Source organism: Pseudomonas sp. Van50, assembly GCF_055390755.1.
Map to the genome: position 1 here is coordinate 5918839 of NZ_AP024343.1, position 24397 is coordinate 5943235.

Consider the following 24397-nt stretch of genomic DNA (forward strand, 5'->3'; position numbering starts at 1 on the left):
CATATGGATATGCCTGGTGGTTCGGGCACTGCAACCGCTTTTTGTGGGAGCGAGCTTGCTCGCGATAGCAGTGTATCAGTCAGCACTGAGGTTGACTGACCCACCGCCATCGCGAGCAAGCTCGCTCCCACAATGGTTATAAGCAGTCAGATGGGATTCGGGCAATCGATGAAGATGTGCTCCAGGGCAAAGCGTCGCGCCAAGTAGTCACCCAGCGCCTGGACACCGTAGCGTTCAGTCGCATGATGCCCTGCGGCGATGAAGCTGATGCCGTTTTCCCGAGCACTGTGGAATGTCTGCTCCGACGCCTCGCCGCTGAGGTACAGGTCGACCCCGGCCAGCACCGCCTGATCGATATAACCTTGGCCACCACCGGTGCACCAGCCGACCCGGCGGATCATCTGCCCGCCTTCGATCAGCAGGGGCTCGCGCCCCAGGGCATCCTGGACCTTGCGCGCGAAATCCCGCGCCGTCATTGGTTCGGACAGGGAGCCGACCAGACCGACAACCTTGGGGTTATCCGGGTCCAGGGGGCCCTCGACGGTGATGTCCAACTGGCGGGCCAACTGCACGTTATTGCCCACCTCGGGGTGCAGGTCCAGGGGCAAGTGATAGGCCAACAGGCTGATGTCATGCTTGAGCAACGTCTTGAGGCGACGCTGTTTCATGCCGGTGATACAAGGGTTCTCGCCCTTCCAGAAATAACCGTGATGCACCAGCACCAGGTCGGCCTCGGCCTCGACGGCGGCATCGAGCAGCGCCTGGCTGGCGGTGACACCGCTGACGATGCGCATCACCTGGGGCGCGCCTTCGACCTGCAGGCCGTTGGGGCAATAATCGGCAATCCGGCTGCTTGCCAGGTAACGGTCCGCTTCTTCAACCAGGGTGTTCAGGGCTACGGCCATAAAAGACTCCTAAATATCCCGTTCAGAGGCGCGCGCGGCCTCGTATAATGCGCGACATTATGGGCGGTCTCATACCGCCTGCAACCTTTGTAGGACGTGCTTAATGCTCAAGGCGCTGCGTTTTTCCGGCTGGCCGCTGTTGGCCGGCGTGCTTGTCGCTCTACTGATTATCCAGCGCTACCCGGAATGGGTCGGCCTGCCGAGCCTCGACGTCAACCTGCAGCAAGCGCCGCAAACCAAGGCGGTGCAGCAGGGGCCGGTGTCCTATGCCGACGCCGTGACCACCGCCGCGCCGGCCGTGGTGAACCTGTACACCACCAAGGTCATCAACAAGCCCAGCCATCCGCTGTTCGAAGACCCACAGTTCCGGCGCTTCTTCGGCGACAACTCGCCCAAGCAGAAGCGCATGGAGTCGAGCCTGGGCTCGGGCGTGATCATGAGCCCGGAAGGCTACATCCTGACCAACAACCACGTCACCGCCGGTGCCGACCAGATCGTGGTGGCCCTCAAGGACGGCCGTGAAACCCTGGCCCGGGTGATCGGCAGCGACCCGGAAACCGACCTCGCGGTGCTGAAGATCGACCTCAAGAACCTGCCGGCCATCACCATCGGCCGCTCCGACAGCATTCGCATCGGCGACGTGACCCTGGCCATCGGCAACCCGTTCGGCGTCGGCCAGACCGTGACCATGGGCATCATCAGCGCCACCGGGCGCAATCAGTTGGGCCTCAACAACTACGAGGATTTCATCCAGACCGACGCCGCGATCAACCCCGGCAACTCCGGCGGCGCGCTGGTGGATGCCAACGGCAACCTCACCGGGATCAACACGGCGATCTTTTCCAAGTCGGGCGGCAGCCAGGGCATCGGTTTCGCCATTCCGGTGAAGCTGGCGATGGAGGTGATGAAGTCGATCATCGAACACGGCCAGGTGATCCGTGGCTGGCTGGGCATTGAAGTCCAGCCGCTGACCCAGGAACTGGCGGAGTCCTTCGGCTTGTCCGGACGGCCCGGTATCGTGGTGGCGGGGATTTTCCGCGACGGTCCGGCGCAGAAGGCCGGCCTGCAACTGGGCGATGTGATCCTGAGCATCGATGGCGAACCGGCCGGCGATGGCCGCCGCTCGATGAACCAGGTGGCGCGGATCAAGCCCACCGACAAGGTAACGATCCAGGTCATGCGCAACGGCAAGGAGCTCAAGCTCACCGCCGAAATCGGCCTGCGCCCACCGCCGGCACCGGTGGTGCTCAAGGAAGAACAGTAAACCTCTCAAATCCCCCTGGCGAGGGAGCAAGCTCCCTCGCCACAAAACCAGTGTCCGGTTCAGTTTTCTCTGAAAAATACAGATAGCATAAGTTCTCATTAGTAGTGTTATATTGTTTCAATAAAATAAATTGGAACAACATAACATGCCACCCCTAAAACGGATTTCAGCTGCCAGCCTCGCCTTGGGACTACTGGGCGATCCGGCCTACGCCGAGGAAATCCAGCCCCTGGAACTGGACGCCATCACCGTGACGTCCGACTACGAATCCCCCACCGGCCCTGTCACGGGCTATCGCGCCACCCGCTCGGCCAGCGCCACCAAAACCGACACCGCCCTGCGCGACATCCCGCAATCGATCAGCGTGATTCCCGCCAGCGTGCTCAAGGACCTGGGCAGCACCAGCGTCGAGCGAGCCTTGGAATATGCCGGCGGTGTGTCGAAGCAGAACAACTTCGGCGGCCTGACGCTCTACGAATACAGCGTGCGCGGCTTCACCACTTCGGAGTTCTACAAGGACGGCTTCAGCGCCAACCGCGGTTATCCGAGCACGCCGGACGCCGCGAACATCGAACGCATCGAAGTGCTCAAGGGCCCGGCTGCCAGCCTGTATGGCCGGGGCGATCCCGGCGGTACGGTGAACATTGTCACCAAGAAACCGCAACCGGAAGCCTTCACCACCCTGCAGACCAGCGCCGGCAGTTGGGACCGCTACCGCACCGCGCTGGACGTCAACACGCCACTGGACACCGAGGGCAACCTGCTGTCGCGGGTCAACCTGGCGGTCGAGGACAACCACAGCTTTCGCGATCACGTCGACAGCAAGCGCGTCTTCGTCGCGCCTTCCATCAGTTGGCAGTTGAACCCCGACACCCGGTTGCTGGTGGAAAGCGAAATCGTGCGCCACAGCTCGACATTCGACCGTGGCATTGTCGCCCCGAACAATCGCTGGAGCGGCGTTTCCCGTTCGACCTTTTTGGGCGAACCCAACGACGGCGACATCGACAACCACAACAACATGCTCCAGGCCGCCCTCGAGCATCAGCTCAATGACACCTGGCAATTGCGCCTGGCCAGCCACTACAAGCAAGGTGAGCTCTGGGGCTTCGCCTCTGAAGCGCGCCCGCTGAACGCCGACGGCCACACAGTGAATCGCCGCTACCGCGAGCGCGACAACAATTGGCACGACAGCATCACCCAACTTGAATTGCGTGGAATGTTCGACCTCGGCCCCTGGCAGCACGAACTGTTGATCGGCAGCGAATACGAGGACTACCGCAAGAACGAACGCGTGACCAACATCGCCGGCGCTTACCCCATCGACATCTATCAGCCAGTCTACGGCCAGCCAAAACCCACTGGCACGCCCTCCGGCACAGACTTCTTCGAACATGTGCAAAGCCGCGCACTGAACCTGCAGGACCAGATCATCTTCACTGACAAGCTGCGGGGCATGCTCGGCGTGCGGTATGAGCATTTCGAGCAGAGCATCGACGACCACACCCGCAATCGCACCAATCGCCAACGCCATGATGCCCTGACGCAGCGGGCCGGCCTGCTGTATCAACTGACACCCGAAGTCGGGCTGTTCGCCAACGCCTCCACCTCGTTCAAGCCCAACAACGGCCTGGATGCCAGTGGCAAGACTTTCGACCCCGAGGAAGGCGTCGGCTATGAAGTGGGGATCAAGAGCGAGTGGTTCGACGATCGCCTGAGCACCACCCTGGCGGCCTTCCATATAGAGAAGGAAAACGTCCTGAGCCCGGTCGCCGGGACCGACTTCAGCCGCGCCATCGGCAAGGCCCGCAGCCAGGGCATCGACCTGCAGGTGACCGGGCAGGTAACCGACGCCGTGCGGGTGATCGGCGCCTATGCCTACATCGATGCCGAAGTGACCAAGGGCGACGAAACCATTCCCACCGGCAGCCGGATCCTCGGCGTCGCCAAACACAGCGGCAGCGTGCTGGGGGTCTACGAATTCCAGGACGGGCACCTGCGCGGTTCGGATGTCGGCGCGGCGCTCACTTACGTCGGCGATCGCTCGGGCGAAGCCGGCAAGGATTTCGAACTGCCGGCCTATCACACCGTGGACCTGCTGGCCCATTACAAGGCCAGCGACGACGTCACCGTGGGCCTGAACCTGAACAACGTCTTCGACGAAAAATACTACGAGCGCGCCTACAGCAACTACTGGGTCACCCCCGGCGAACCACGCAATTTCACCGTCAGTCTTACCCTCGCTCTGTAAAAGGAAAAACGCCATGAAACACCCCAAGACCTTCGCCCTGCTCGGCCTGCTCCTGGCCACACAGGCCTCGGCCCATGGCTTGTGGACCGAACAGCGTCGCGGCAACATCGAAGTGATCTACGGCCACGGTGCCGAAGACAATGCCTTCAAGGCGCAGAAAATCAGCGGTGCCTGGGCCTATGACCTGGGCGGCAAGATGATTCCGGTCACCGTAGAGCGCCTGCCGGACCACGCCCGCCTGCAACCGCTCAAGCCACCGGCCGTGCTGGCGGTGGCGCTGGACAATGGCATGTGGTCCCAGACGGCGGACAAGAAGTGGATCAACGAAGGCCGCAGCAAAGTGCCCGGGGCGATCGAGTCGACCCAGACGTTCAAGTACAGCCTGGCGATCTATGAGCCGGGGGCGAAACTGCCGGCGCTTGCACCGATCAAGTTCGTGATCCTGCCGGAAGTCGACCCGCTGACCGTAGGCCCGGGCCAGTCATTGCCGGTACGGGTGCTGCTGGATGGCAAACCGGCGGCCGGTGTGAAACTGGTGGGCGACTACCGCAGCGCGCCGAACACCGTCTCGACCGAAACCGATGCAGAAGGCCGGGCCAAGGTGCTGGTGCGCAACGAAGGCCTGAATGTGATCGCGGCGCAGATGGAAACTGCGCTCAAGGACAACAAGGACGTGGCCACCCGCGGCGTGTTCACCTCGCTGACCTTCCTGGGCGAACCGCACCACGAGTAGGTTGACTGACACGACGCCATCGCGAGCAAGCTCGCTCCCACAGGGGGTAGGCGGTGAACACATTTTTTGTGAACACCCCACTGTGGGAGCGAGCTTGCTCGCGATGAGGCCGGCACAATCCCCGCAAAGCTCAAGCCGGGGTCAAGCACTCCGGCCCATTGAGCTTCGGATCATTGACCATATTGGCCAATACCCGCTCGCGCAGTGGCGCCGGCTCGCTTGCCAGCAACCCTTGCAAGGCATGCAGCGGTGTCTGCGGGTCGAGCCACAGGCGCTGGCCTTCTTCGTCCAGGATCAACGGCCGGCGCTGACCCGCCGCCGGCTGGGTGATGACCGCTGTGCTCAGCCATACCTGCTCCTGCACCGGATACGCTTCCCAGATCGCGGCAAAAAACAGCGACGAGCCCTCCCCGGCGTCAGCCAGTACGGACGCTTGCGTGTGCCGCCGCGCCACTCATAAAAGCCGTTGGCCGGCAGCAGGCAGCGGCGCAGGCGCAAGGCCTCGCGAAACATCGGCTGCTCGGCCACGGTTTCGGCCCGGGCATGGGCCGGGGTGCGGGACAAGTCGGTCAGCCACGGCGGCGTCAGGCCCCAACGCGCCCGAGCCAGCTCGCGCTGGCCCTCGGCGCCGGCCCGCAGTATCAGCACCGAATCGTTGGGCGAAATATTCCACTGGGCCTTCTGATCGGCGGGAAAACCGGGCAGGCCCGCAAAGGTGGGGTTCCAGCGAAACAGGGCATAACGTCCACACATGGGGCAACACGACTCTTGATAGAACGAACGAACGACCGCCAGCCTAACAGACCAGCGTGCCGGGGTAGCTGTCCGGTTCATCGCCGGGCAGCGGCAGCGCGACATTGTACGCGGCGATCAACTCACGGGCGTATTGCGCCTGCTCGTCCTCCACCGCCAGCCCCAGCAGGCCCTGCATGGGCAACTCCCCCGCGCCGCCGAGCAAATCACGCCCCACCAGATGCGCCGTGATGCCTTCGCTCGCAAGCATCCCTTGCAACAACTCGCCTTCCATCAGGTTTTCCAGCTCGTAGATTCGCTGCATGGGCGCCCCATCATTCGTTTTCGCTGAAGACTTCGAGATGCCATTCCTCGCCATGGACCTGCAGCACAAAGGTGATCGGTCGACAGCACACCTGACAGTCCTCGATGTAGGTCTGGTCGCCGCCGGACAAGTCCACGGTTGTCTCCACATCCTCCCCGCAATAGGGACAATCATAATGAGCCTGCTCCAGCATCGCGGTCTCCCAAGTGACTTGTGCGTATAATCGCCGGTCTATTTGCAGGGCTATTTTCGTCTGGCTTATCTTCCAGGCCGTGCCCCGTCGTTTTTTCGATCGAACCTTTACTTACCCTAGCCGTTTCCAACAAGAGAGCATGATGGGCGAATTCGATGCCATCCGACCTTACGACGACAGCGAAGTCCCAGCGGTGCTGGCACGGCTGCTCGGCGACAAGGCGTTTCTAGATATCCTCACCCACTTCCGCTTCCCACGCCTGGCCGGCGCCTTCGGCTGGATGCTCAAACCCCTTATAGCGCAAAGATTGCGCCGTGAGTTCGCCGGTGTGACGTCGGTCGCCACTTTGCAGGACAAGGTGGAGTTCTACGTCGACCACACCATCGAGCGCGCCACCGATGGCGTGACCTACACCGGCGTGGAGCAATTCAAGTCCGGCAGCGCGTACCTGTTCATCGCCAACCACCGCGATATCGTGATGGACCCGGCCTTCGTCAACTACGCCGTATACCACGCCGGCCTGCCGACGCCGCGCATCGCCATTGGCGACAACCTGCTGCAGAAACCTTTTGTCAGCGACCTGATGCGCCTGAACAAGAGCTTCATCGTGCACCGCTCCATCACCGGACGGCGGGAAAAAATGGCGGCGTACCAGTTGCTGTCGGCGTACATCAACCATTCGATCCGCAACGACTGCGCCTCGATCTGGATCGCCCAGGCCGAAGGGCGGGCCAAGGACGGCGACGACCGGACCGAATCGGCGATCCTCAAGATGTTCCACATGAGCCGCAAGGACGAGCCGTTCGGCGAGGTGATCCAGTCGCTGAACCTCACGCCGGTGTCGATCAGCTACGAATACGACCCGTGCGACCAGGCCAAGGCCCGCGAGTTGTACATCCGCGCCACCACCGGCACCTACACCAAGGCACCGGGCGAGGACGACGTGAGCATCGCCAAGGGCATCACCGGCTACAAGGGCCGGGTCCACGTGAACTTCGCCGCGCCCATCACCGAGCTGTTCGAGGACACCAAGCAATTGGCCCTGGAAATGGACCGGCAGATTCTCGGCGGCTACCGCCTGTTCCCGGTGCATTACCTGGCTTACACCCAATGGGCCGACGCCGACCCGCAGTTGCAGGTGCCGACGGCGGCCGAAGTGTTTGGTGCCGATGAACTGGCCAAGGCCCAGGAAGAATGGCAGCGCCGGCTGGACGCTTGCCCGCCGGAACACCGGCCGTTCCTGGTGCTGCAATATGCGACGCCGGTGCGTAATCAGTATCGGGTCAAGGCCGGGTTGGCGCTTTAAGCGACAGGTCTGGGGACACAGGGTCTCTGTGGCGAGGGAGCTTGCTCCCGCTCGATTGCGCAGCAATCGCAAAACGGGCTTGCGGTTAGTCAGAGCCTTGGGGCTGACCGTTCAAGAGGGGGCTGCTTCGCAGCCCAGCGGGAGCAAGCTCCCTCGCCACAAAAGCACCTTTGCCTGGCGGCCCTCGCTTGCGCTGCAAGCGCCCTCGCCACAGCTACGCAGTCAGAACTGCGTACTGATCCACGACACCAGCAACGCCAGCGCCAGGCAGCCAAAGCCGAACCGATAGAAAAACCGGTTCATGCGCTGGGTGGCCAGGTCCAGCAGTGCTTCGAAGCGCTCCTCGCCATTGCCATTGCGTGCTTGCAGGCAGGCTCGCGCCCGTTGTTCACGGCGACGCGTCGCGTGCAATACCCAGCCGCCCGGGCAGGCAAACAGCAACGCGAGCAGGTTGATCAGTTTGGCGGGGTGGGCGGCGAACAACGAAAACAGATGCAGCGACATCACGAACCTCAAGCGAAAAACGGACAGGACAGACACGCCCGGTAGCCTACGAACAGGGCGCGGATTCTACCGAAAGCCTGCCGTCCTGCACCGTTTTTTCCGACCAGTAACGACCGGCTGGGATAATGGCCTGGTGACTTCGTGGCGAGGGAGCTAGCTCCCGCTGGACTGCGCAGCAGTCCCAAAAAAAGCTTGCACGATTAACCTGACACACCGAGACGCTAGTCGGGGGCTGCTACGCAGCCCAGCGGGAGCAAGCTCCCTCGCCACAGGCTCCGCAATCAATCCTCGGGTTAATTTCCCCCGTCACGGTTTCGTCATCTGAATAGGCCACTCTGTCGCCCTTCAAACCCGCACGGAACCCGTCATGCTGCACGCCGAAAACCAGGATCGCCTCTATCTCATCAGCCCAAGCGACGAACAACAGAACCTCGTCGACAGCCTGTCCTTCAATGTGCAGGACCGCCATTGGCTGGTGTACTGCGCCCTCGGCGGCCATCAACATGCCGACCTGCCTGAAACAGACCTGCTGACCGGGATCAGCGTGCTGGAATTCTATTCCCAGGCCGCCTGAAAAAACTGTGGGAGCGAGCTTGCTCGCGATAGCGGTGGATCAGCCGACATCAAGATGGCTGACACGCTGCTATCGCGAGCAAGCTCGCTCCCACAGGGGTTACAGGACTTAATGCTTACTCAGCCAGCACCTGGCCAATGGTCGGGTCCTTGAACAGCCGGGTCAGGGCATCGCTCAATACGTCACTGACCAGCTTGGTGTTGGTGTCCTGGTTAGGCGCCATGCCGAAGCGCTGATCCAGGGACGCACCGTAACGACCACTGTAGCGGCGGTTGGCGTTCTGCACGTCGGAGCGGAAGGTCGCGCCGATGGTGGCTTCGGTCACATACATGCCTTCCTTGGGCGACTGATACTTGAGCTCAGCCAGGGTCACGGTCAGTTGCGGTGCATTCAAGGCATTGGCGGTCGGCGTGAAGCCCAGCAAACGCACCGCGGCTTCAGCCTGGGCCTGCAGCTTGGGCAGGATCTGCGCACCCTGCACCGTGATCACGCTGGTTTCCGGGTACAGCCCGCCACGGGTGCCGAGCGTCGGCGACGGACGACCGTCCACGACCCGCACCACCACCGGCTGGCCACGACCCACAGGCGCCAGTTGGGCATTGAGCTTGGGCTCCGGGTTAAGTTGTTGCGGGCTGTGGGCGCAGCCGACGAGGGTCAGACTGGTCACAGCGATCAAACCGAACAACAGGCGTTGCAACATGCTCTTCTCTCCAGAATCGGGCACAAACAGGCCGGCAGTATAGCGGTGCGCCATCGCCGTGAACTAGCGTCGCACGATGAATACTGAAATGTCTGACACGGGCCGTGATTGCCGGTTCCTGTCACCCCATTGTCACGGTCCTTACACCGGCATGTCATGGCCCGCTGTCAGGCTTGCTCCAAGCTCCCTGACCCGGTATCCGCTCATGCGCTTCCTCATTTCCCTGTTCACCCCGCGTCCCCATCACCGCAGCTTCGCCCTGCTCGATCGCAACGGCCGTTGCCAGGCCTTCAAGCAGTGCAGCCTGCAACCCATGGGCGAGGGCTGGGTGGAAATCGACGAAATCCGCCTCAACTGGTTGCACCAGCCATTGCCCGCCAGCGCCCGCGTGCAACCGCTTCGTGCCCGCGCACGCAACCGGCAACTGTTGACCATCTGACCGGACGGCTAATAAAAGTCATTAAACACGACCATTTCCCTGCGTTTCTTCGATACAATCTCCCCCGATTATAAGGACGTCTCCTGATCGGGCCTCGCAACACCGCTGATGCGCTGGTATTGGCACCCCGCACCGCCCACAGAGAGCCGCCCACACAGATCGAGTGAAGCTGGCGCGCTTGCTGTTCTCCAGGCAAATCACCACTTTTCGCGAATCTGCAGAGCTGTCATTACGCTCGGTCACTGAGCTGTCTGCCTGTTTTGCCTGTCATGTACTCCATGGGGGCAACCAAACCGGGCACGGTGCCAGGCTGGGACAGCCCTTTTTTGAGGTTCACGTCTTCAAAAGAGCGTGAAAAAACGGGTTTTCACAACTTCACGAGAGTGTGGCGAGCAAATGAAGAGTTTTGCGTCTGAACAAGCACCATTAGCGTCTGAAACAGCCCAACGACACAGGACCGGATATCGCTCAAGAACCGGCGCCTGAAGCCTGTCCGCTACGGATTTGGTTGCACGAACGGATGTCTCGGCCATAAGTCGAATTGCCTGCCCGGCGCTTAAATGAGTTCATGTGACTCTTGAGGCCAGGCTGCATGCATCCGCAGTAGGTGCGAAAAATTGCGAAGATTCGGACATGGCGATCCTGGCCATGGATAACTGGGGCGCAACTGACCTGCCCCGCCACTCCTGGCCGCTATGCCGACAATTTGGTGCTGCAGATTTTGGAGACGCGTTAAATGGCGCATAACGAAGCAGTCGATGTAGTTCTGGTAGGGGCCGGCATCATGAGTGCCACCCTGGCCGTGCTGCTCAAGGAGCTCGACCCCGCGATCTCGCTGGAAGTCGTCGAGCTGATGGACTCCGGTGCCGCGGAGAGTTCCAACCCGTGGAACAACGCCGGTACCGGCCACGCCGGGCTGTGTGAGCTCAACTACACGCCCCAGGCGGCCGACGGTACGGTCGACATCAAGAAAGCCGTGCACATCAACACCCAGTTCGAAGTGTCGAAGCAGTTCTGGACGTACCTGACCCAGAAAGGCACGTTCGGCTCCTCCAAGTCCTTCATCGCCCCGGTGCCACACCTGAGTTTCGTACAGGGTGACAAAGGCGTGGCGTTCCTGAAGAAGCGCTTCGAGCTGATGCGCCAGCATCACGCCTTCGCCGACATGGAATACACCGAAGATAAAGGCCAGATGGCCGAGTGGATGCCGTTGATGATGCCTGGCCGGCCGGACGATGAAGTCATCGCCGCCACCCGCGTCATGAACGGGACCGACGTCAACTTCGGCGCCCTGACCAATCAGTTGCTCAAGCACCTGACCAGCGCCCCGGACACCCAGGTCAAATACTGCAAGCGCGTCACCGGCCTCAAGCGCAACGGCAGCGGCTGGACCGTGAGCATCAAGGACGTCAATTCCGGCAGCACCCGCGAAGTCGACGCCAAGTTCGTGTTCCTCGGTGCCGGCGGCGCGGCCTTGCCGCTGCTGCAAGCCTCGGGCATCGAGGAAAGCAAGGGCTTCGGTGGCTTCCCGGTCAGCGGCCAGTGGCTGCGTTGCGACAACCCGGAAGTGGTCAAGCACCATCAGGCCAAGGTCTACAGCCAGGCCGCCGTGGGCTCGCCGCCAATGTCGGTGCCGCACCTGGACACCCGCGTGGTCGACGGCAAGAAATCCCTGCTGTTCGGACCATACGCCGGTTTCACCACCAAGTTCCTCAAGCACGGTTCGATCATGGACCTGCCGCTGTCGGTACGCGCCGGCAACATCGGCCCGATGCTGGCCGTGGCCCGGGACAACATGGACCTGACCAAGTACCTGATCAGCGAAGTGATGCAGTCCATGGAGCAGCGCCTGGAATCCCTGCGTCGCTTCTACCCCGAGGCGAAAGCCGAAGACTGGCGCCTGGAAGTGGCCGGCCAACGGGTGCAGATCATCAAGAAAGACCCGAAGAAAGGTGGCGTCCTGCAGTTCGGCACCGAACTGGTGGCGGCCAAGGACGGCAGCCTCGCCGCCCTGCTCGGCGCATCGCCGGGTGCTTCGGTGACCGTATCGATCATGCTGGAGCTGATCGAGCGCTGCTTCCCGGACAAGGCCAAGGGCGAGTGGGCTGGCAAGCTCGCAGAGATTTTCCCGGCCCGGGAAAAAGTGCTGGAAACCGACGCGGCGCTGTATCGCAAGATCAACGCGCAGAACAACATTGCGTTGGAGTTGGTTGAAGACAGCAAGGCTCAAAGTTACGCCTGACACCTTGCCGCTAATATAAAAAAGCCTCCCGTGCAGACGGGAGGCTTTTTTATTTCCTCGGTGTTAGTTCATGCTGAATTTGACGCGTGTTCCACCGTGACTCACATAGTCGTCATCATCTTCAACATAAAACAATTCAGCGACACAGGAACCCGCCGGCTCCGCCTTGACCCAGCGATGATAAGGCATTGCCTCTTTATCACTGCCCGGTGCCCTTGCGACATGTCCAAAGCTAAAATGACAGGTTCGGCTGCCTTGCGTATAGCTGAAGGCCTCTCGCTCGGCGCGTGACTGGGGCAGGTAGTAGGTTAATTCCTGGCTCTCGCCCGGGTTTATCGAAAAGCTGTGGCCTGCATTGGCCGGATTCTGCGTCCAGGTAAAATCTCTGCCGGGAACGATGACGGCGGCGGTTGCGTTATAGACTTCGACATTGACAATTTCATCCCGCGCACAGGAAGCGGAACTTGCCAGACACGCCGCCAGGGACAACAACACCCCGGCGACAAACTTCTTTTGATCTTCCATGATGAATAAAGCTCCATTTAAACGATGACGTCAAAGCCACTTGGCTTCGGCGCAAAAGTAATGGAAATTCAAATAAAACAAAACAGCCCGAATGGTGACATAACCTTTCGGAGCAACTTGCAGAAGAAGAGATTAGTTGCGATCAGCCCAAACGAGTCAACGCTCCGAAGAGCGTTGACAGGGGTTCAACTCAGCGGCGCGCCTTGTTGATCAATTCGATGTATTCCTCGGCATTGCGCTGGTCCTGGATCAGCGCAACGAAATCGTTGCCGTGCTCATCCTTGCCGTCGAGGTCATGGCCGGCCTCGACGAAGAACGTCAAGAAACGCTCGAAATCGTCGACCCGCAGGCCACGGTAGGCCTTGATCAGTTTGTGCAATGAAGGCGAAGTGGCATCGACCGGCTCGAAATTGAGGAACAGCTTGATCTGCTCATCGCCAATCTCGTCGCCAATCACTTGTTTCTTGTCTTTACGCATTGCCGGCTCCAACTCGCACAATTCACGGGGGCGGGCAGTTTACCCCCGGCAGGCCTCGGGGCTCAACGCGGGCGTTCGATGCCGGTGTGCAGGTCGGCCCAGATATGGCCGTTGGCGTAGGTGAGGAACTGCACGTAGACCGTATTGTTGCGCAACAGGTCGATAACCACCCGGTACTGGGCCTGTGGATAAGACAGTGTCAGGGTCTTGCTCGCCTCGTCGAAGGCCGGTTTCTTCAAGCTTTTGCTTTCGCCGTCGAAGTTGAGGATCACCTGGCTGATGGTCGCCCCCTTGTTCAAGGACTTGCCCTTGAGACGGACCAGCAAGGGCGAAGTGACCGGGATCGGTTGCTGGTTGGACTGGCGCTGGTTACCCAGCACCACCGAATACTCGGTCACTTGCAGCAACTGCTGCTGTTCGGGCTGTTCCTGGCGCACCACCAGGTCATCCGGCGGCAGGAACTGGCTGTGCATCGGCGCGGCCACGGCCGTCAAAGGCAGGCTGGCGATCAACAGTGAAGTGGCGCAGCGGCGGATCGATACACGCATGACAACCTCCAGAATCTTGGCCGGGCACTCTAGCATGAGCACGGACAGTAAAAATAAGCGATCCGGATCAATACATCCGGACAGCGGGCACGGCATACTCAAAGAGGCCATCAGCATCGATATCACTGATGCATGCCTTTGTGGCGAGGGCGCTTGCTCCCGCTGGGTTTGGTAGGAGCTGCCGAAGGCTGCGATCTTTTGATCTTTCGCTTGAGACTCAAGTGACAGGGGAAAGATCGCAGCCTCGTTGCACTCGACAGCTCCTACGGGCGCAGCCCAACGGGAGCAAGCTCCCTCGCCACGGGGCCAGTGCCAGCCCCCCTTGCGAGGAGTATTCATGGCTTTCTCCGCACCACCGTTATTCGCCGCCTGGCGCCAGACCTGGCGTGCCGGCTACACCCTGGAACGCCTGCGCGGCGATCTGGTGGCCGGGCTGACCGTCGGCATTATCGCCATCCCCTGGCCATGGCCCTGGCGATTGCCGTCGGCGTGCCGCCGCAGCACGGTCTGTACACGGTGTTGGTGGCGGCACCGCTGATCGCCCTCACCGGCGGCTCGCGCTTCAACGTGAGCGGGCCGACAGCGGCGTTCGTGGTGATCCTGCTGCCCATCACCCAACAATACGGCCTGGGCGGCCTGCTGCTGTGTACCATGCTCGCCGGCCTGATCTTGATCGCCCTGGGCCTGATACGCGCCGGCCGCCTGATCCAGTACATTCCCTATCCGGTCATCCTCGGCTTCACCGCGGGCATCGGCGTGGTCATCGCCACGTTGCAACTGAAGGATCTGCTGGGGCTGACCACTGCCGGCCAAGCCAAACACTACATCGAACAGCTGGGCGAATTGATCGTGGCGCTGCCCGGTGCCCGTCTGGGTGATGGGGTCATCGGGGCCGTGTGCCTGGCGGTGCTGATTGTCTGGCCGCGCTGGGTGCCACGGGTGCCCGGGCATCTGGTGGCGCTGCTGGTGGGCACGTTGCTGGGGCTGGCGATGGAGCGCGGCGGATGGCCGATCGCGACGCTGGGCGAACGTTTCAGCTACGTCGTCGATGGCATCGCTCACCCGGGCATCCCACCCTTCCTACCCAGCTTCGACTGGCCCTGGAACCTGCCGGACAGCCAGGGACGTCCGTTGATCCTGTCCTATGACCTGATCCGCCAATTGCTGGCGCCCGCCTTTGCCATCGCCATGCTCGGTGCCATCGAATCACTGTTGTGCGCGGTGGTGGCGGACGGCATGACCGGCAGCAAGCACGATCCCAATGCCGAACTGATGGGCCAGGGCCTGGGCAACCTGGTGGCGCCGCTGTTCGGTGGCATCACCGCCACCGCCGCCATTGCCCGCAGCGCCACCAATGTGCGCAGTGGCGCCTTTTCACCGCTGGCCGCAATCATCCACAGCCTCGTGGTGCTGGTGGCGATTGTGCTGCTGGCGCCGCTGTTCAGTTACTTGCCCATGGCCGCACTGGCCGCACTGCTGGTGATGGTCGCCTGGAACATGAGCGAAGCCGGGCATGTGCTGCACACCCTGCGCATCGCCCCGCGCAGCGACGTGCTGGTGCTGCTGACCTGCCTGGGCCTGACGGTGCTGTTCGACATGGTCCTGGCTGTCGCCGTCGGCCTGCTGCTGGCCGCCGGGCTGTTCATCAAGCGCATGAGCGAACTGACCGACAGCGCCGAGTTGCCGCGCCATTTTCACCAGGCCCTGCTGGACATGCCCGAGCACGTTCGCTGCTACGCCATTCGTGGACCGTTGTTCTTTGGCGCGGCGGAAAAAGCCCTGGATGTGCTGCGCCGGTTCGACCCGGGCGTTCGGGTGGTGGTCGTGGAAATGAGCGCCGTGCCCATGCTGGACATGACCGCGCTGGCTGCGCTGGAAAATATCCTGAAGGATTACCGCAAGCACGGCATCGGCCTGATCCTGGTGGCGACCGCGCCCAGGGTGCGCCTGAAACTGCGCCGCGCCGGCATTCATCGCGAACAGCGGCAATTGGCCTATGTGCAGACCCTGGAGCAGGCGCGGGTCAAGAGTGAGCAGTGGTTGGCCGGCGGCAGCACCGCTCATCCAAAACTTGCTTGAACGGTGGCGAGGGAGCTTGCTCCCGCTGGGCTGCGCAGCAGCCCCAATTGCAGGTGGGTGCCAAGCACCCAAGCGGGAGCAAGCTCCCTCGCCACAAAATCTCCGCTGCCCTGCCTGATTCGGTGCTCAGTCGAACTGAGCACGCATCCAGGCCTGGTACTCGGCCACGCCTGGCTCGCCTTCGCGGGGCGCCCAGTGGGCCAGTTCGCCCTCGCCCACGGGCCGGTAGGGACCGGCCTTGCATTCGAACATCAGGCTGTCGGCTTCCAGCACCACCAACCCGTGATACACGCCAGAGGGCAGGTCGACGCCGAGGCAATCGCCACCGGCCTGCAGGATCCGCTTGTCCACCACCGCACCGGCCTCGTCGAAAATCAACACCCCCAGCCGCCCCTTGAGCACCAGCAAGGTTTCCGCCTTATCGGCGCTCAGGTGGCGGTGCGGCGGGACGTAGGTGCAAGGCTGCAAGCCAACCGCCATGCGGTGGCACGGTTCATCCATCTCATGGAAGTTATGGTGCTGGCGTCCGCGAGGACTGGCCGCGGCTTTCTCGGCCAATTCATCGAACAACGCTTGTTCCAGGAAACTTGGCCGAGTCATCGATTACATCCCCTTGACGGCGAAAATGCCATTGGCGTTGCGCCAGTAACCTTTGTAGTCCATGCCGTAGCCGAAGATGTAGCGGTCGATACACGGCAGGCCGACGAAATCGGCTTTCAAGTCCGGCCGCGCCTTGCGGTCGTGGTCCTTGTCGATCAGCACGGCGGTGTGCACGGCGCGGGCGCCGGCGTGTTTGCAGAAGTCGATGATCGCGCCCAGGGTGTGACCTTCGTCGAGGATGTCGTCGATGATCAGCACGTCGCGGTCGATGAACGAGACTTCCGGCTTGGCTTTCCAGAACAGGTCGCCACCGCTGGTTTCGTTGCGATAACGCGTCGCGTGCAGGTAGGACGCTTCCAGGGGGAAGTTCAGACAGGTCAGCAGCTTGCCGGAGAAAATCAGCCCGCCGTTCATGACGCAGAACACCACCGGATTGGCATCGGCCAGTTGCTCGTTGATTTGCGCACCGACACGGGCGATGGCCGCTTCGACTTCGGCTTCGGTGTACAGGCAGTCAGCCTCTCGCATGATTTGACGGATATGCTCGAGATCAGCGGACATGGCGCTCTCCAGGGGGGCAGGGTTCGGAAAAGCCGGCAAAGGTACGCATCCCGCCCGGCCAGATCAAGCGTTTGTGGACTAACGTTCTGTATTGTCTATAGGACAACACCCTCGGATAGATTAATCTAGGCCGGTTTTTTTGCCCGCCGCCGGAGCCTTCCCCATGCCCATCCTCGAGATCCGCCATCCGCTGATCAGACACAAACTCGGCCTGATGCGCCGCGCCGATATCAGCACGAAGAACTTCCGTGAACTGGCCCAGGAAGTCGGTGCCCTGCTCACCTACGAAGCCACCAAGGACCTGCCGCTGGAGTCCTACGAAATCGACGGCTGGGCCGGTACGGTCCAGGTCGAGAAAATCGCCGGCAAGAAGATCACCGTGGTGCCGATCCTACGCGCCGGCATCGGCATGCTCGAAGGCGTACTGAGCCTGATCCCGGGGGCCAAGGTCAGCGCCGTGGGCGTGGCTCGCAACGAGCAGACCCTGCAAGCCCACACCTACCTGGAAAAACTGGTGCCGGAAATCGACGAGCGCCTGGCGATGATCATCGACCCGATGCTTGCCACCGGCAGCTCCATGGTCGCCACCATCGACCTGTTGAAAAAGGCCGGTTGCCGGGAGATCCGCGCCATGGTGCTGGTCGCCGCTCCCGAAGGCATCAAGGCCGTGCAGGACGCCCACCCGGACGTGACCATCTACACCGCCTCCATCGACCAGAAACTCAACGAGCATGGCTACATCATCCCGGGCCTGGGCGATGCCGGCGACAAGATCTTCGGCACCAAGCAGAAGGACGCTTGAGCATGCAGGATGAGTTCAACGATCCGCTCTGGCGCCAGGTCCTGTCCGGCGCGCAGATGCTGTTCGTCGCCTTCGGCGCGCTGGTATTGATGCCGCTGATCACCGGGCTGGACCCTAACGTGGCGCTGTTCACCGCCGGCCTGGGAACGATCCTGTTCCAACTCGTCACCGGGCGCCAGGTACCGGTATTCCTGGCCTCGAGCTTTGCCTTCATCACCCCGATCATCCTCGCCAAGGGCCAGTTCGGCCTGGCCGCGACCATGGGTGGGGTGATGGCGGCGGGTTTCGTCTACACCTTCCTGGGCCTGGCGGTGAAGATCAAGGGCACCGGGTTCATCGACCGGCTGCTGCCGCCAGTGGTCATCGGTCCGGTGATCATTTCCATCGGCCTGGCCATGGCGCCGATTGCCGCCAACATGGCAATGGGCAAGGCCGGTGACGGCACCGAGCTGATTCATTATCAGACCGCGATGATGATCTCGATGCCGGCCCTGCTCACCACCCTGATCGTGGCGGTGTTCGGCAAGGGCATTTTCCGCCTGGTGCCGATCATTTCCGGCGTGCTGGTGGGCTTTGCCATGGCGTTTTTCTTCGGGGTCGTGGACACCGCGAAAATCGCCGCCGCTCCCTGGTTCGCCCTGCCAGCCTTCACCGCGCCGGAGTTCAATTGGCAGGCGATCCTGTTCATCGTGCCGGTCGCCCTGGCACCGGCCATCGAGCACATCGGCGGCGTGATTGCCGTGGGCAGCGTGACCGGTCGCGACTACCTGAAGAAACCCGGCCTGCACCGCACCCTGCTCGGTGACGGCATTGCCACCACCGCCGCCGGCCTGTTCGGTGGCCCGCCCAACACCACCTACGCCGAAGTGACCGGCGCGGTGATGCTGACCAAGAACTACAACCCGAAGATCATGACCTGGGCGGCGATCTTTGCCATCAGCCTGGCGTTCATCGGCAAGTTCGGCGCGCTGCTGCAAAGCATCCCGGTGCCGGTGATGGGCGGAATCCTGTGCCTGTTGTTCGGTTCGATTGCGGCGGTGGGCATGAACACGCTGATCCGCCACAAGATCGACCTGGGCGAGGCGCGCAACCTGGTGATCGTTTCGGTGACGCTGGTGTTCGGCATCGGCGGCGTGCTGGTGGGCACCGGCACCGGCCCGGACGACTTCGGCCTCAAAGGCATCGCGTTGTGCGCGGTGGTGGCGATCGCGCTGAACCTGCTGCTGCCGGGCAATGACGGCTGGAAGCAGAAGAAGGCGGATGAGCCGCTGCTGTGACTCAAGCTTGAAGGCTTTGTTGTCGGCCTGATAGCCATCGCGAGCGAGCTCGCTCCCACAGAGGGTCTCGAGTGGTCACAACATTTGTGTCCACCGCAGATTCCATGTGGGAGCGAGCTTGCTCGCGATGAGGCCCTTGAACCTTACAACGCGATCGGAGCCCGTTCGCAGAGAGTACTCAACGCCTGCGCCCACTGCGGCTCATCATTGAGGCAAGGCACCAGCACCAACTCCTCCCCCCTGCCGCGCGGAACTGTTCACGGCCGCGATCGCCGATTTCCTCCAGGGTTTCAATGCAGTCGGCCACGAACGCCGGGCACATCACCAGCACTTTCTTCACGCCGCTTTGGGCCAGTTCCTCCAGGCGCGCCTCGGTGTAGGGTTCGATCCACTTGGCACGCCCCAAGCGCGACTGGAACGACACCGACCATTTGCCATCCGCCAGCCCCATGCGTTGGGCAAACAGTTCGGCAGTGCGGATGCATTGCGCGCGGTAACAGGTCGCCATGACCTCCGGCGGCGCGTTCTTGCAGCAGTCGGCATCCTTGAAGCAATGAAATCCCGTCGGGTCGAGCTTGGTCAGGTGCCGTTCCGGCAAGCCGTGGAAACTCAACAACAGATGATCGTGTTCCTGCATCAGGTACGGCTTGGCGCTGGTCACCAGGGCATCGAGGTATTCGGGCTGATCGTAGAACGGTTGGAGGATCGAAAACTGCACATTGAGTTTCTTTTCCCGCACGACCCGCTTGGCCTCCTCGATCACCGTGGTCACGGTGCTGTCGGCGAACTGCGGATACAACGGCGCCAACGTGATCTTCTTGTGACCCTGACTCGCCAGCCGTACCAGCGCCGACTCAATGGACGGCTCGCCATAACGCATCGCCAGCTCCACCGGCCCCTGGGTCCACTGCGCGATCATGGCCTGTTGCAGCCGGCGACTGAGCACCACCAACGGCGACCCCTCTTCCCACCAGATCGAGGCGTAGGCGTGGGCCGACTGCTCGGGACGCCGAATCAGGATCAGCGACACCAGCAAACGCCGCACCGGCCATGGCAGGTCGATGACATACGGGTCCATCAGGAATTGATTGAGGTAGCGGCGCACATCGGCCACCGAGGTGGAGGCAGGCGAACCCAGATTCACCAGAAGCAACGCGTGATCGGTCATGCAACGTCCTATTTCAAAGGCGGCTGGACAAGTCTTCCAGGGCCGCAGGCAAATCAGTGAATCGGAATGTGAAACCCGCCGCCTGCAATCGGGCCGGCGTGGCGCGCTGGCCGCCGAGCAACAGCAAGGACAATTCCCCCAGCGTGACCTTCAGCGCAAGCTCCGGCATCGGCACCACGGCCGGCCGGTGCAATACTCGCCCCAGGGCCTTGGCAAAATCGCGGTTGCGCACCGGGTTCGGCGCGCACGCATTATAAGGACCGCTGGCATCGGTGCGGTGCAGAAGAAAATCAATCAGGGCGATTTGATCGTCAATGTGAACCCACGGCATCCACTGCCGACCATTGCCGATACGCCCGCCCAGCGCCAGCTTGAATGGCAACAGCAGCCGCGACAAAAAGCCGCCCTCGGCGGACAGGACCAGACCGGTACGCACCAACACCACGCGCAGGCCCAAGGCCTCGGCCCGTTGCGCGGTTTCTTCCCAGGCGATGCACAACTGGCTGGCGAAATCTTCGCTCACCGGTCCCGATTCCTCGGTCAATTCACGCTCGCCACCGTCGCCGTACCAGCCCACCGCGGAACCGGAAATCAGCACCTGCGGTTTCTGCTCGCAACGCTCCAGCCACGCCAGCAGAACTTCCGTCAACGTGATACGACTGCTCCACAACAACATCTTGCGTTTATGGCTCCAGGGACGGTCGGCGATGGGGGCGCCGGCGAGGTTGACCACCGCGTCCACCGGCTCGTGGATTTCGTCGAGCTTGGCCACGCCCCGCACCGATGTCCCGCAGATTTTCGCCACCTCTTCGGGTCGGCGACTCCATACCGTCAGGCGATGCCCCTGCTGCAACCAGAGACGGCAGAGCTGACGTCCGATCAAACCAGTACCGCCGGTCAGCAATATGTGCATGAGATGTTCCTCGAATCGCGTTTTACCCGGCCCATTAGTCTATTTTTATAAGCAGGGATTTTTCGTATCGGACGGGGTCTGTGTTTAACAATAGGACAACCTGTCCAAACGCGAACGGTAAAACTTATACCAAAAACCCGAATTGTACAGGTTTAAACGACGGCGTAGTCTGTACAGAAAGGTAAACGAGGCCCTCATGACTGTACCTATCGCGATCATCGGCACCGGCATCGCCGGACTTTCAGCCGCCCAGGCCCTGACGGAGGCCGGGCATATCGTTCAACTCTTCGATAAAAGCCACGGCAGTGGCGGACGCATGTCGAGCAAGCGCAGCGACGCTGGCGCACTGGACATGGGCGCGCAGTACTTCACTGCCCGCGATCGCCGCTTCGTCACCGAGGTCCAGCGCTGGCAAGCCAACGGCTGGGCCGCGGAATGGAACCCGCAGCTCTACAACTTCCAGAATGGGCAACTGAGCCCATCGCCGGACGAACAGACTCGCTGGGTCGGCACCCCGCGCATGAGCGCCATCACCCGCGCCTTGCTCGACAAGCTGCAGGTGCAGTTTTCCTGCCGGATCACCGAGGTGTACCGCGGCCAGGAGCATTGGCATCTGCAGGACGCGGAAGGTTTCACCCACGGCCCCTTCGGCCACGTGGTGATCGCCACGCCCGCGCCCCAGGCCACCGCATTGCTGGCGGCCGTACCGAAGCTGGCCGCCGTGGCGGCCGGCGTGAAGATGGACCCGACCTGGGCTGTGGCCCTGGCCTTCGAAGCCCCGCTGGATACGCCCATGGAGGGCTGCTTCGTACAAGACAGTCCTCTGGACTGGCTGGCGCGCAACCGCAGCAAACCGGGACGCGACAGCAAGCTCGACACCTGGGTACTGCACGCCACCAGCGACTGGAGCCGGCAGCACATCGACCTGTCCAAGGAAGCGGTGATCGAACACCTGCACGGTGCGTTCGCCGAACTGCTGCACAGCGCGATGCCCGCACCGAGCTTCAGCGTGGCCCATCGCTGGCTCTATGCCCGCCCCGCCGGCAGCCATGAATGGGGCGCCCTGGCCGATGCCGACCTGGGGCTGTACGTGTGCGGTGACTGGTGCCTGTCCGGCCGGGTCGAAGGCGCATGGCTCAGCGGCCAGGAGGCTGCACGCCGCCTGCACGCAAGCCTGCAATAGATCGCGCCCCCCATCGCTCTTCGCTGCTGTCGAAAGAGACAGCAGCCTGCCCGCGGCACCCACTGACGTCGCCCAGCCCCTCGATGAATCCGGTTGACTTGTGTGCATTCGGACCTATGATGAAAATATTGTACATAAATATAAATTTGTACAAGATTAACCCATCAGAGGTCGCCCATGCCCAGCGCAGCCATCGCCAAACCCAGAATCGCCATCAGCGCCTGCCTGATGGGTGCCGAAGTTCGCTTCAACGGCGGGCACAAGCAATCGTCGTTGTGCAGCCGCACCCTCATCGATTACTTCGATTTCGTGCCGGTGTGCCCCGAAGTCGCCATCGGCCTGGGCATTCCCCGGGAGCCGATTCGCCTGGTGGGCAATCCTGAACACCCCGAGGCGCTCGGTACGGTGAATCGCGACCTCAACGTGACCCGGCCATTGGCCGACTATGGGCAGCAGATGGCCGGGGAACTGGATGACCTCTGCGGCTACATCTTCATGCAGAAATCGCCGTCCTGCGGACTGGAGCGGGTCAAGGTCTATGACCACAACGGTGTCCCCCAGGAAGGCGGCGGACGCGGTATCTATGCCCAGGCCTTTTGCGAACGCCATCCCGATCTGCCGGTGGAGGAAGACGGTCGCCTCAACGACCCGGTACTGCGGGAGAACTTCCTGACCCGGGTGTTTGCCTATGCCGCCTGGCAACCCTTGCGCCGCCAGGGCCTGACCCGGCGCGACCTGATCGAATTCCACTCACGCTACAAATACCTGCTCATGGCTCACAACCCCGAACAGTACAAGGCCCTGGGCAAACTGCTGGGTGACATGGGCAAGGCCGACCCCAATGAACTGGGTCCACGCTACTTCAGTGCATTGATGGCCGCCTTGAAGAAATGCGCCACTCGCCGCACCCACACCAATGTGCTGCAACACCTGAGCGGTTACCTCAAGCGTGCCATCGACGCCGACGACAAGCAGGAGGTACAGCATCTCATCGGGCAGTACCGCCTCGGCATCGTGCCCTTGGTGGTGCCGCTGACATTGCTCAAGCATCACCTGCGCCAGCACCCCGATCCTTACCTGGCACAGCAGGTCTACCTGCAGCCGCACCCGGAAAACCTCAGTTTGCGAAACGCCATTTGATGAACAACGACCCCGATTCCAGCGCCCGCGAAGACCTGGGGGCCGACTTTGCCAAGGCCTTGGCGCAAGGCTGGTTACCCATACGCGAAGTCGCCCGGCAGACCGGTGTCAACGCTGTCACGCTGCGGGCCTGGGAGCGCCGTTACGGCCTGATCGTGCCGCACCGCACGCCCAAGGGGCATCGCCTGTTCAATGCCGACCATGTGCAACGGATCCGCAGCATCCTCACTTGGATCGACCGTGGCGTCGCGGTGAGCAAGATCAAGCCGTTGCTGGACACACCGCCGCTGCCGACAGCCCCCACGCCGCCACCGGAGAACGATTGGCAGCGTCAGCGCCACGCCCTGGCGCTGGCGGTGACGCAACTGGCCGAGCGTCAGATCGATGACCTGGTCAACCAGGCGATGGCGCTGTATCCGCCCTGGACCGTGTGCGAGCAATTGCTCTTGCCGTTACTGGCCGAGCTGCACGTGCGCTGGCAAGGCCAGTTCGGCGCGCAGCTGGAACGGGTCTTCCTGTACTCGTGGCTGCGCAGCAAGTTTGGCAGCCGGATCTACCACAACAACCGTCAGTTGCGCGGTGCGCCACTGTTGCTGGTCAATCATTCGGACTTGCCCCAGGAGCCGCACCTGTGGCTCACCGCCTGGCTGGCCAGCAGCGCCGATTGCCCGGTGGAGGTGCTCGACAGCCCGCTACCGGCGGGGGAGTTGGCCCTGGCGGTCGAACGTCTCAAGGCTCGCGGCGTCCTGTTGTATTCCAGTCACGCCATCAACCTGTCCCAACTGCCCAGGCTGCTGGGTGGCATCGATTGCCCGATCATCATTGCCGGCCCGGCCGCGTCGATCCACCACGCCCGGTTATCCACAGGCGTTTCGATGATTGACCTGTCCTGGGCCGAAGACCCGCTATCGGCTCACCGCGAACTGAGCCGCAGAGAACTCCTTTAGATGGAAAACAG

23 protein-coding genes and 3 pseudogenes are annotated in these 24397 nt (G+C 62.1%); 13 read left to right on the forward strand and 13 right to left on the reverse strand.

Annotation, left to right across the window (positions count from 1 at the left end; genetic code table 11):
- Positions 1–146: 146 nt before the first annotated feature.
- Positions 147–905: a Nif3-like dinuclear metal center hexameric protein gene (locus ACZ5M5_RS25500; protein WP_060740679.1), complete on the reverse strand. Its 759-nt coding sequence runs from the start codon at positions 903–905 to the stop codon at positions 147–149.
- A gap of 103 nt (positions 906–1008) precedes the next feature.
- On the opposite strand from ACZ5M5_RS25500, the gene algW reads away from it, so the two are divergent.
- The 3 genes from algW to ACZ5M5_RS25515 all read left to right on the forward strand — a co-directional run bounded on the left by algW (position 1009) and on the right by ACZ5M5_RS25515 (position 5150).
- Positions 1009–2169 (forward strand): Do family serine endopeptidase AlgW, encoded by a 1161-nt coding sequence (gene algW / locus ACZ5M5_RS25505; RefSeq protein WP_060740678.1) that lies wholly within the window; start codon positions 1009–1011, stop codon positions 2167–2169.
- A gap of 145 nt (positions 2170–2314) precedes the next feature.
- Positions 2315–4417, forward strand: coding sequence for a TonB-dependent siderophore receptor (locus ACZ5M5_RS25510; protein WP_464738143.1), 2103 nt, complete (start codon positions 2315–2317; stop codon positions 4415–4417).
- Between the two features lie 13 nt (positions 4418–4430).
- Positions 4431–5150, forward strand: a complete 720-nt coding sequence (locus ACZ5M5_RS25515; RefSeq protein ID WP_464738144.1) for a DUF4198 domain-containing protein — start codon at positions 4431–4433, stop codon at positions 5148–5150.
- Positions 5151–5280: 130 nt separating this feature from the next.
- Here the strand turns inward: ACZ5M5_RS25515 and ACZ5M5_RS25520 are convergent.
- The 3 genes and pseudogenes from ACZ5M5_RS25520 to ACZ5M5_RS25530 all read right to left on the reverse strand — a co-directional run bounded on the left by ACZ5M5_RS25520 (position 5281) and on the right by ACZ5M5_RS25530 (position 6400).
- Positions 5281–5903, reverse strand: a pseudogene (locus ACZ5M5_RS25520) (SOS response-associated peptidase).
- Positions 5904–5946: 43 nt separating this feature from the next.
- A complete protein-coding gene (locus ACZ5M5_RS25525) occupies positions 5947–6207 on the reverse strand; it encodes a putative signal transducing protein (protein WP_024619861.1) in 261 nt (86 codons plus the stop codon).
- Positions 6208–6217: 10 nt separating this feature from the next.
- Complete coding sequence (locus ACZ5M5_RS25530) at positions 6218–6400, reverse strand: CPXCG motif-containing cysteine-rich protein (protein ID WP_060740674.1); 183 nt, start codon at positions 6398–6400, stop codon at positions 6218–6220.
- Positions 6401–6539: 139 nt separating this feature from the next.
- On the opposite strand from ACZ5M5_RS25530, the gene ACZ5M5_RS25535 reads away from it, so the two are divergent.
- On the forward strand, positions 6540–7706 hold the full coding sequence (locus ACZ5M5_RS25535; protein WP_464738145.1) for a 1-acyl-sn-glycerol-3-phosphate acyltransferase: 1167 nt from the start codon (positions 6540–6542) through the stop codon (positions 7704–7706).
- A 222-nt stretch (positions 7707–7928) separates the two neighbouring features.
- Here ACZ5M5_RS25535 and ACZ5M5_RS25540 read toward each other — a convergent pair whose 3' ends face one another.
- The gene (locus ACZ5M5_RS25540) at positions 7929–8210 is read right to left on the reverse strand and encodes a hypothetical protein (RefSeq protein ID WP_060740672.1); all 282 of its coding nucleotides are present in this window, start codon (positions 8208–8210) and stop codon (positions 7929–7931) included.
- Positions 8211–8577: 367 nt separating this feature from the next.
- Here ACZ5M5_RS25540 and ACZ5M5_RS25545 point away from each other — a divergent pair, with 367 nt between their 5' ends.
- The gene (locus tag ACZ5M5_RS25545) at positions 8578–8784 is read left to right on the forward strand and encodes a hypothetical protein (RefSeq protein WP_003185312.1); all 207 of its coding nucleotides are present in this window, start codon (positions 8578–8580) and stop codon (positions 8782–8784) included.
- A gap of 115 nt (positions 8785–8899) precedes the next feature.
- On the opposite strand, the gene ACZ5M5_RS25550 is transcribed toward ACZ5M5_RS25545, so the two are convergent.
- The gene (locus ACZ5M5_RS25550; protein WP_003205489.1) at positions 8900–9484 is read right to left on the reverse strand and encodes a YajG family lipoprotein; all 585 of its coding nucleotides are present in this window, start codon (positions 9482–9484) and stop codon (positions 8900–8902) included.
- Positions 9485–9689: 205 nt separating this feature from the next.
- Here ACZ5M5_RS25550 and ACZ5M5_RS25555 point away from each other — a divergent pair, with 205 nt between their 5' ends.
- A complete protein-coding gene (locus ACZ5M5_RS25555) occupies positions 9690–9923 on the forward strand; it encodes a hypothetical protein (RefSeq protein WP_014340171.1) in 234 nt (77 codons plus the stop codon).
- A 736-nt stretch (positions 9924–10659) separates the two neighbouring features.
- Positions 10660–12165 carry a malate dehydrogenase (quinone) gene (gene mqo / locus ACZ5M5_RS25560; RefSeq protein WP_060740671.1) on the forward strand — a complete coding sequence of 502 codons (1506 nt, stop codon included), beginning with the start codon at positions 10660–10662 and terminating at the stop codon, positions 12163–12165.
- Between the two features lie 63 nt (positions 12166–12228).
- On the opposite strand, the gene ACZ5M5_RS25565 is transcribed toward mqo, so the two are convergent.
- The 3 genes from ACZ5M5_RS25565 to ACZ5M5_RS25575 form a co-directional block, all read right to left on the reverse strand.
- Complete coding sequence (locus tag ACZ5M5_RS25565; protein WP_464738146.1) at positions 12229–12690, reverse strand: hypothetical protein; 462 nt, start codon at positions 12688–12690, stop codon at positions 12229–12231.
- Between the two features lie 190 nt (positions 12691–12880).
- Positions 12881–13168, reverse strand: a complete 288-nt coding sequence (locus tag ACZ5M5_RS25570) for a PA4642 family protein (RefSeq protein WP_060740669.1) — start codon at positions 13166–13168, stop codon at positions 12881–12883.
- A gap of 62 nt (positions 13169–13230) precedes the next feature.
- Positions 13231–13716 carry a hypothetical protein gene (locus ACZ5M5_RS25575; RefSeq protein ID WP_060740668.1) on the reverse strand — a complete coding sequence of 162 codons (486 nt, stop codon included), beginning with the start codon at positions 13714–13716 and terminating at the stop codon, positions 13231–13233.
- 337 nt (positions 13717–14053) lie between these two features.
- Here ACZ5M5_RS25575 and dauA point away from each other — a divergent pair.
- Positions 14054–15795 (forward strand): annotated as a pseudogene (dauA, locus tag ACZ5M5_RS25580) (C4-dicarboxylic acid transporter DauA).
- A 126-nt stretch (positions 15796–15921) separates the two neighbouring features.
- Here the strand turns inward: dauA and ACZ5M5_RS25585 are convergent.
- Both ACZ5M5_RS25585 and ACZ5M5_RS25590 read right to left on the reverse strand, forming a co-directional pair.
- Complete coding sequence (locus tag ACZ5M5_RS25585) at positions 15922–16395, reverse strand: WbuC family cupin fold metalloprotein (RefSeq protein ID WP_060740666.1); 474 nt, start codon at positions 16393–16395, stop codon at positions 15922–15924.
- A 3-nt stretch (positions 16396–16398) separates the two neighbouring features.
- Positions 16399–16956, reverse strand: a complete 558-nt coding sequence (locus ACZ5M5_RS25590) for a hypoxanthine-guanine phosphoribosyltransferase (RefSeq protein WP_057451825.1) — start codon at positions 16954–16956, stop codon at positions 16399–16401.
- Between the two features lie 163 nt (positions 16957–17119).
- Between ACZ5M5_RS25590 and upp the strand changes: the two genes are divergently transcribed.
- Both upp and ACZ5M5_RS25600 read left to right on the forward strand, forming a co-directional pair.
- On the forward strand, positions 17120–17758 hold the full coding sequence (upp, locus tag ACZ5M5_RS25595; protein WP_060740665.1) for a uracil phosphoribosyltransferase: 639 nt from the start codon (positions 17120–17122) through the stop codon (positions 17756–17758).
- A 2-nt stretch (positions 17759–17760) separates the two neighbouring features.
- On the forward strand, positions 17761–19035 hold the full coding sequence (locus ACZ5M5_RS25600; RefSeq protein ID WP_464738147.1) for a uracil-xanthine permease family protein: 1275 nt from the start codon (positions 17761–17763) through the stop codon (positions 19033–19035).
- Positions 19036–19178: 143 nt separating this feature from the next.
- Here ACZ5M5_RS25600 and hemH read toward each other — a convergent pair.
- Both hemH and ACZ5M5_RS25610 read right to left on the reverse strand, forming a co-directional pair.
- A pseudogene (gene hemH, locus ACZ5M5_RS25605) lies at positions 19179–20203 on the reverse strand (ferrochelatase).
- 13 nt (positions 20204–20216) lie between these two features.
- The gene (locus ACZ5M5_RS25610) at positions 20217–21116 is read right to left on the reverse strand and encodes a TIGR01777 family oxidoreductase (protein ID WP_060740662.1); all 900 of its coding nucleotides are present in this window, start codon (positions 21114–21116) and stop codon (positions 20217–20219) included.
- Positions 21117–21312: 196 nt separating this feature from the next.
- Between ACZ5M5_RS25610 and ACZ5M5_RS25615 the strand changes: the two genes are divergently transcribed.
- The 3 genes from ACZ5M5_RS25615 to ACZ5M5_RS25625 all read left to right on the forward strand — a co-directional run bounded on the left by ACZ5M5_RS25615 (position 21313) and on the right by ACZ5M5_RS25625 (position 24386).
- Positions 21313–22299: an NAD(P)/FAD-dependent oxidoreductase gene (locus ACZ5M5_RS25615; RefSeq protein ID WP_060740661.1), complete on the forward strand. Its 987-nt coding sequence runs from the start codon at positions 21313–21315 to the stop codon at positions 22297–22299.
- A 177-nt stretch (positions 22300–22476) separates the two neighbouring features.
- On the forward strand, positions 22477–23439 hold the full coding sequence (locus tag ACZ5M5_RS25620; protein ID WP_060740660.1) for a YbgA family protein: 963 nt from the start codon (positions 22477–22479) through the stop codon (positions 23437–23439).
- Positions 23439–24386 carry a MerR family transcriptional regulator gene (locus ACZ5M5_RS25625; RefSeq protein ID WP_060740659.1) on the forward strand — a complete coding sequence of 316 codons (948 nt, stop codon included), beginning with the start codon at positions 23439–23441 and terminating at the stop codon, positions 24384–24386. Before ACZ5M5_RS25620 ends, ACZ5M5_RS25625 begins: the two co-directional genes overlap by 1 nt.
- Positions 24387–24397: the final 11 nt, after the last annotated feature.

Excerpts from the sequence above, each read along its gene's own strand:
- ACZ5M5_RS25550 (WP_003205489.1), bottom strand. The coding sequence starts at position 9,484 with ATGTTGCAACGCCTGTTGTTCGGTTTGATCGCTGTGACCAGTCTGACC.
- ACZ5M5_RS25540 (WP_060740672.1), bottom strand. The coding sequence starts at position 8,210 with ATGTCGCTGCATCTGTTTTCGTTGTTCGCCGCCCACCCCGCCAAACTG.
- ACZ5M5_RS25525 (WP_024619861.1), bottom strand. The coding sequence starts at position 6,207 with ATGCAGCGAATCTACGAGCTGGAAAACCTGATGGAAGGCGAGTTGTTG.
- ACZ5M5_RS25585 (WP_060740666.1), bottom strand. The coding sequence starts at position 16,395 with ATGACTCGGCCAAGTTTCCTGGAACAAGCGTTGTTCGATGAATTGGCC.
- algW (WP_060740678.1), top strand. The coding sequence starts at position 1,009 with ATGCTCAAGGCGCTGCGTTTTTCCGGCTGGCCGCTGTTGGCCGGCGTG.
- ACZ5M5_RS25615 (WP_060740661.1), top strand. The coding sequence starts at position 21,313 with ATGACTGTACCTATCGCGATCATCGGCACCGGCATCGCCGGACTTTCA.
- ACZ5M5_RS25610 (WP_060740662.1), bottom strand. The coding sequence starts at position 21,116 with ATGCACATATTGCTGACCGGCGGTACTGGTTTGATCGGACGTCAGCTC.
- upp (WP_060740665.1), top strand. The coding sequence starts at position 17,120 with ATGCCCATCCTCGAGATCCGCCATCCGCTGATCAGACACAAACTCGGC.
- ACZ5M5_RS25625 (WP_060740659.1), top strand. The coding sequence starts at position 23,439 with ATGAACAACGACCCCGATTCCAGCGCCCGCGAAGACCTGGGGGCCGAC.
- ACZ5M5_RS25600 (WP_464738147.1), top strand. The coding sequence starts at position 17,761 with ATGCAGGATGAGTTCAACGATCCGCTCTGGCGCCAGGTCCTGTCCGGC.
- ACZ5M5_RS25555 (WP_014340171.1), top strand. The coding sequence starts at position 9,690 with ATGCGCTTCCTCATTTCCCTGTTCACCCCGCGTCCCCATCACCGCAGC.
- ACZ5M5_RS25590 (WP_057451825.1), bottom strand. The coding sequence starts at position 16,956 with ATGTCCGCTGATCTCGAGCATATCCGTCAAATCATGCGAGAGGCTGAC.
- ACZ5M5_RS25515 (WP_464738144.1), top strand. The coding sequence starts at position 4,431 with ATGAAACACCCCAAGACCTTCGCCCTGCTCGGCCTGCTCCTGGCCACA.
- ACZ5M5_RS25570 (WP_060740669.1), bottom strand. The coding sequence starts at position 13,168 with ATGCGTAAAGACAAGAAACAAGTGATTGGCGACGAGATTGGCGATGAG.
- ACZ5M5_RS25565 (WP_464738146.1), bottom strand. The coding sequence starts at position 12,690 with ATGGAAGATCAAAAGAAGTTTGTCGCCGGGGTGTTGTTGTCCCTGGCG.
- ACZ5M5_RS25530 (WP_060740674.1), bottom strand. The coding sequence starts at position 6,400 with ATGCTGGAGCAGGCTCATTATGATTGTCCCTATTGCGGGGAGGATGTG.
- mqo (WP_060740671.1), top strand. The coding sequence starts at position 10,660 with ATGGCGCATAACGAAGCAGTCGATGTAGTTCTGGTAGGGGCCGGCATC.
- ACZ5M5_RS25545 (WP_003185312.1), top strand. The coding sequence starts at position 8,578 with ATGCTGCACGCCGAAAACCAGGATCGCCTCTATCTCATCAGCCCAAGC.
- ACZ5M5_RS25510 (WP_464738143.1), top strand. The coding sequence starts at position 2,315 with ATGCCACCCCTAAAACGGATTTCAGCTGCCAGCCTCGCCTTGGGACTA.
- ACZ5M5_RS25575 (WP_060740668.1), bottom strand. The coding sequence starts at position 13,716 with ATGCGTGTATCGATCCGCCGCTGCGCCACTTCACTGTTGATCGCCAGC.
- ACZ5M5_RS25535 (WP_464738145.1), top strand. The coding sequence starts at position 6,540 with ATGATGGGCGAATTCGATGCCATCCGACCTTACGACGACAGCGAAGTC.
- ACZ5M5_RS25500 (WP_060740679.1), bottom strand. The coding sequence starts at position 905 with ATGGCCGTAGCCCTGAACACCCTGGTTGAAGAAGCGGACCGTTACCTG.
- ACZ5M5_RS25620 (WP_060740660.1), top strand. The coding sequence starts at position 22,477 with ATGCCCAGCGCAGCCATCGCCAAACCCAGAATCGCCATCAGCGCCTGC.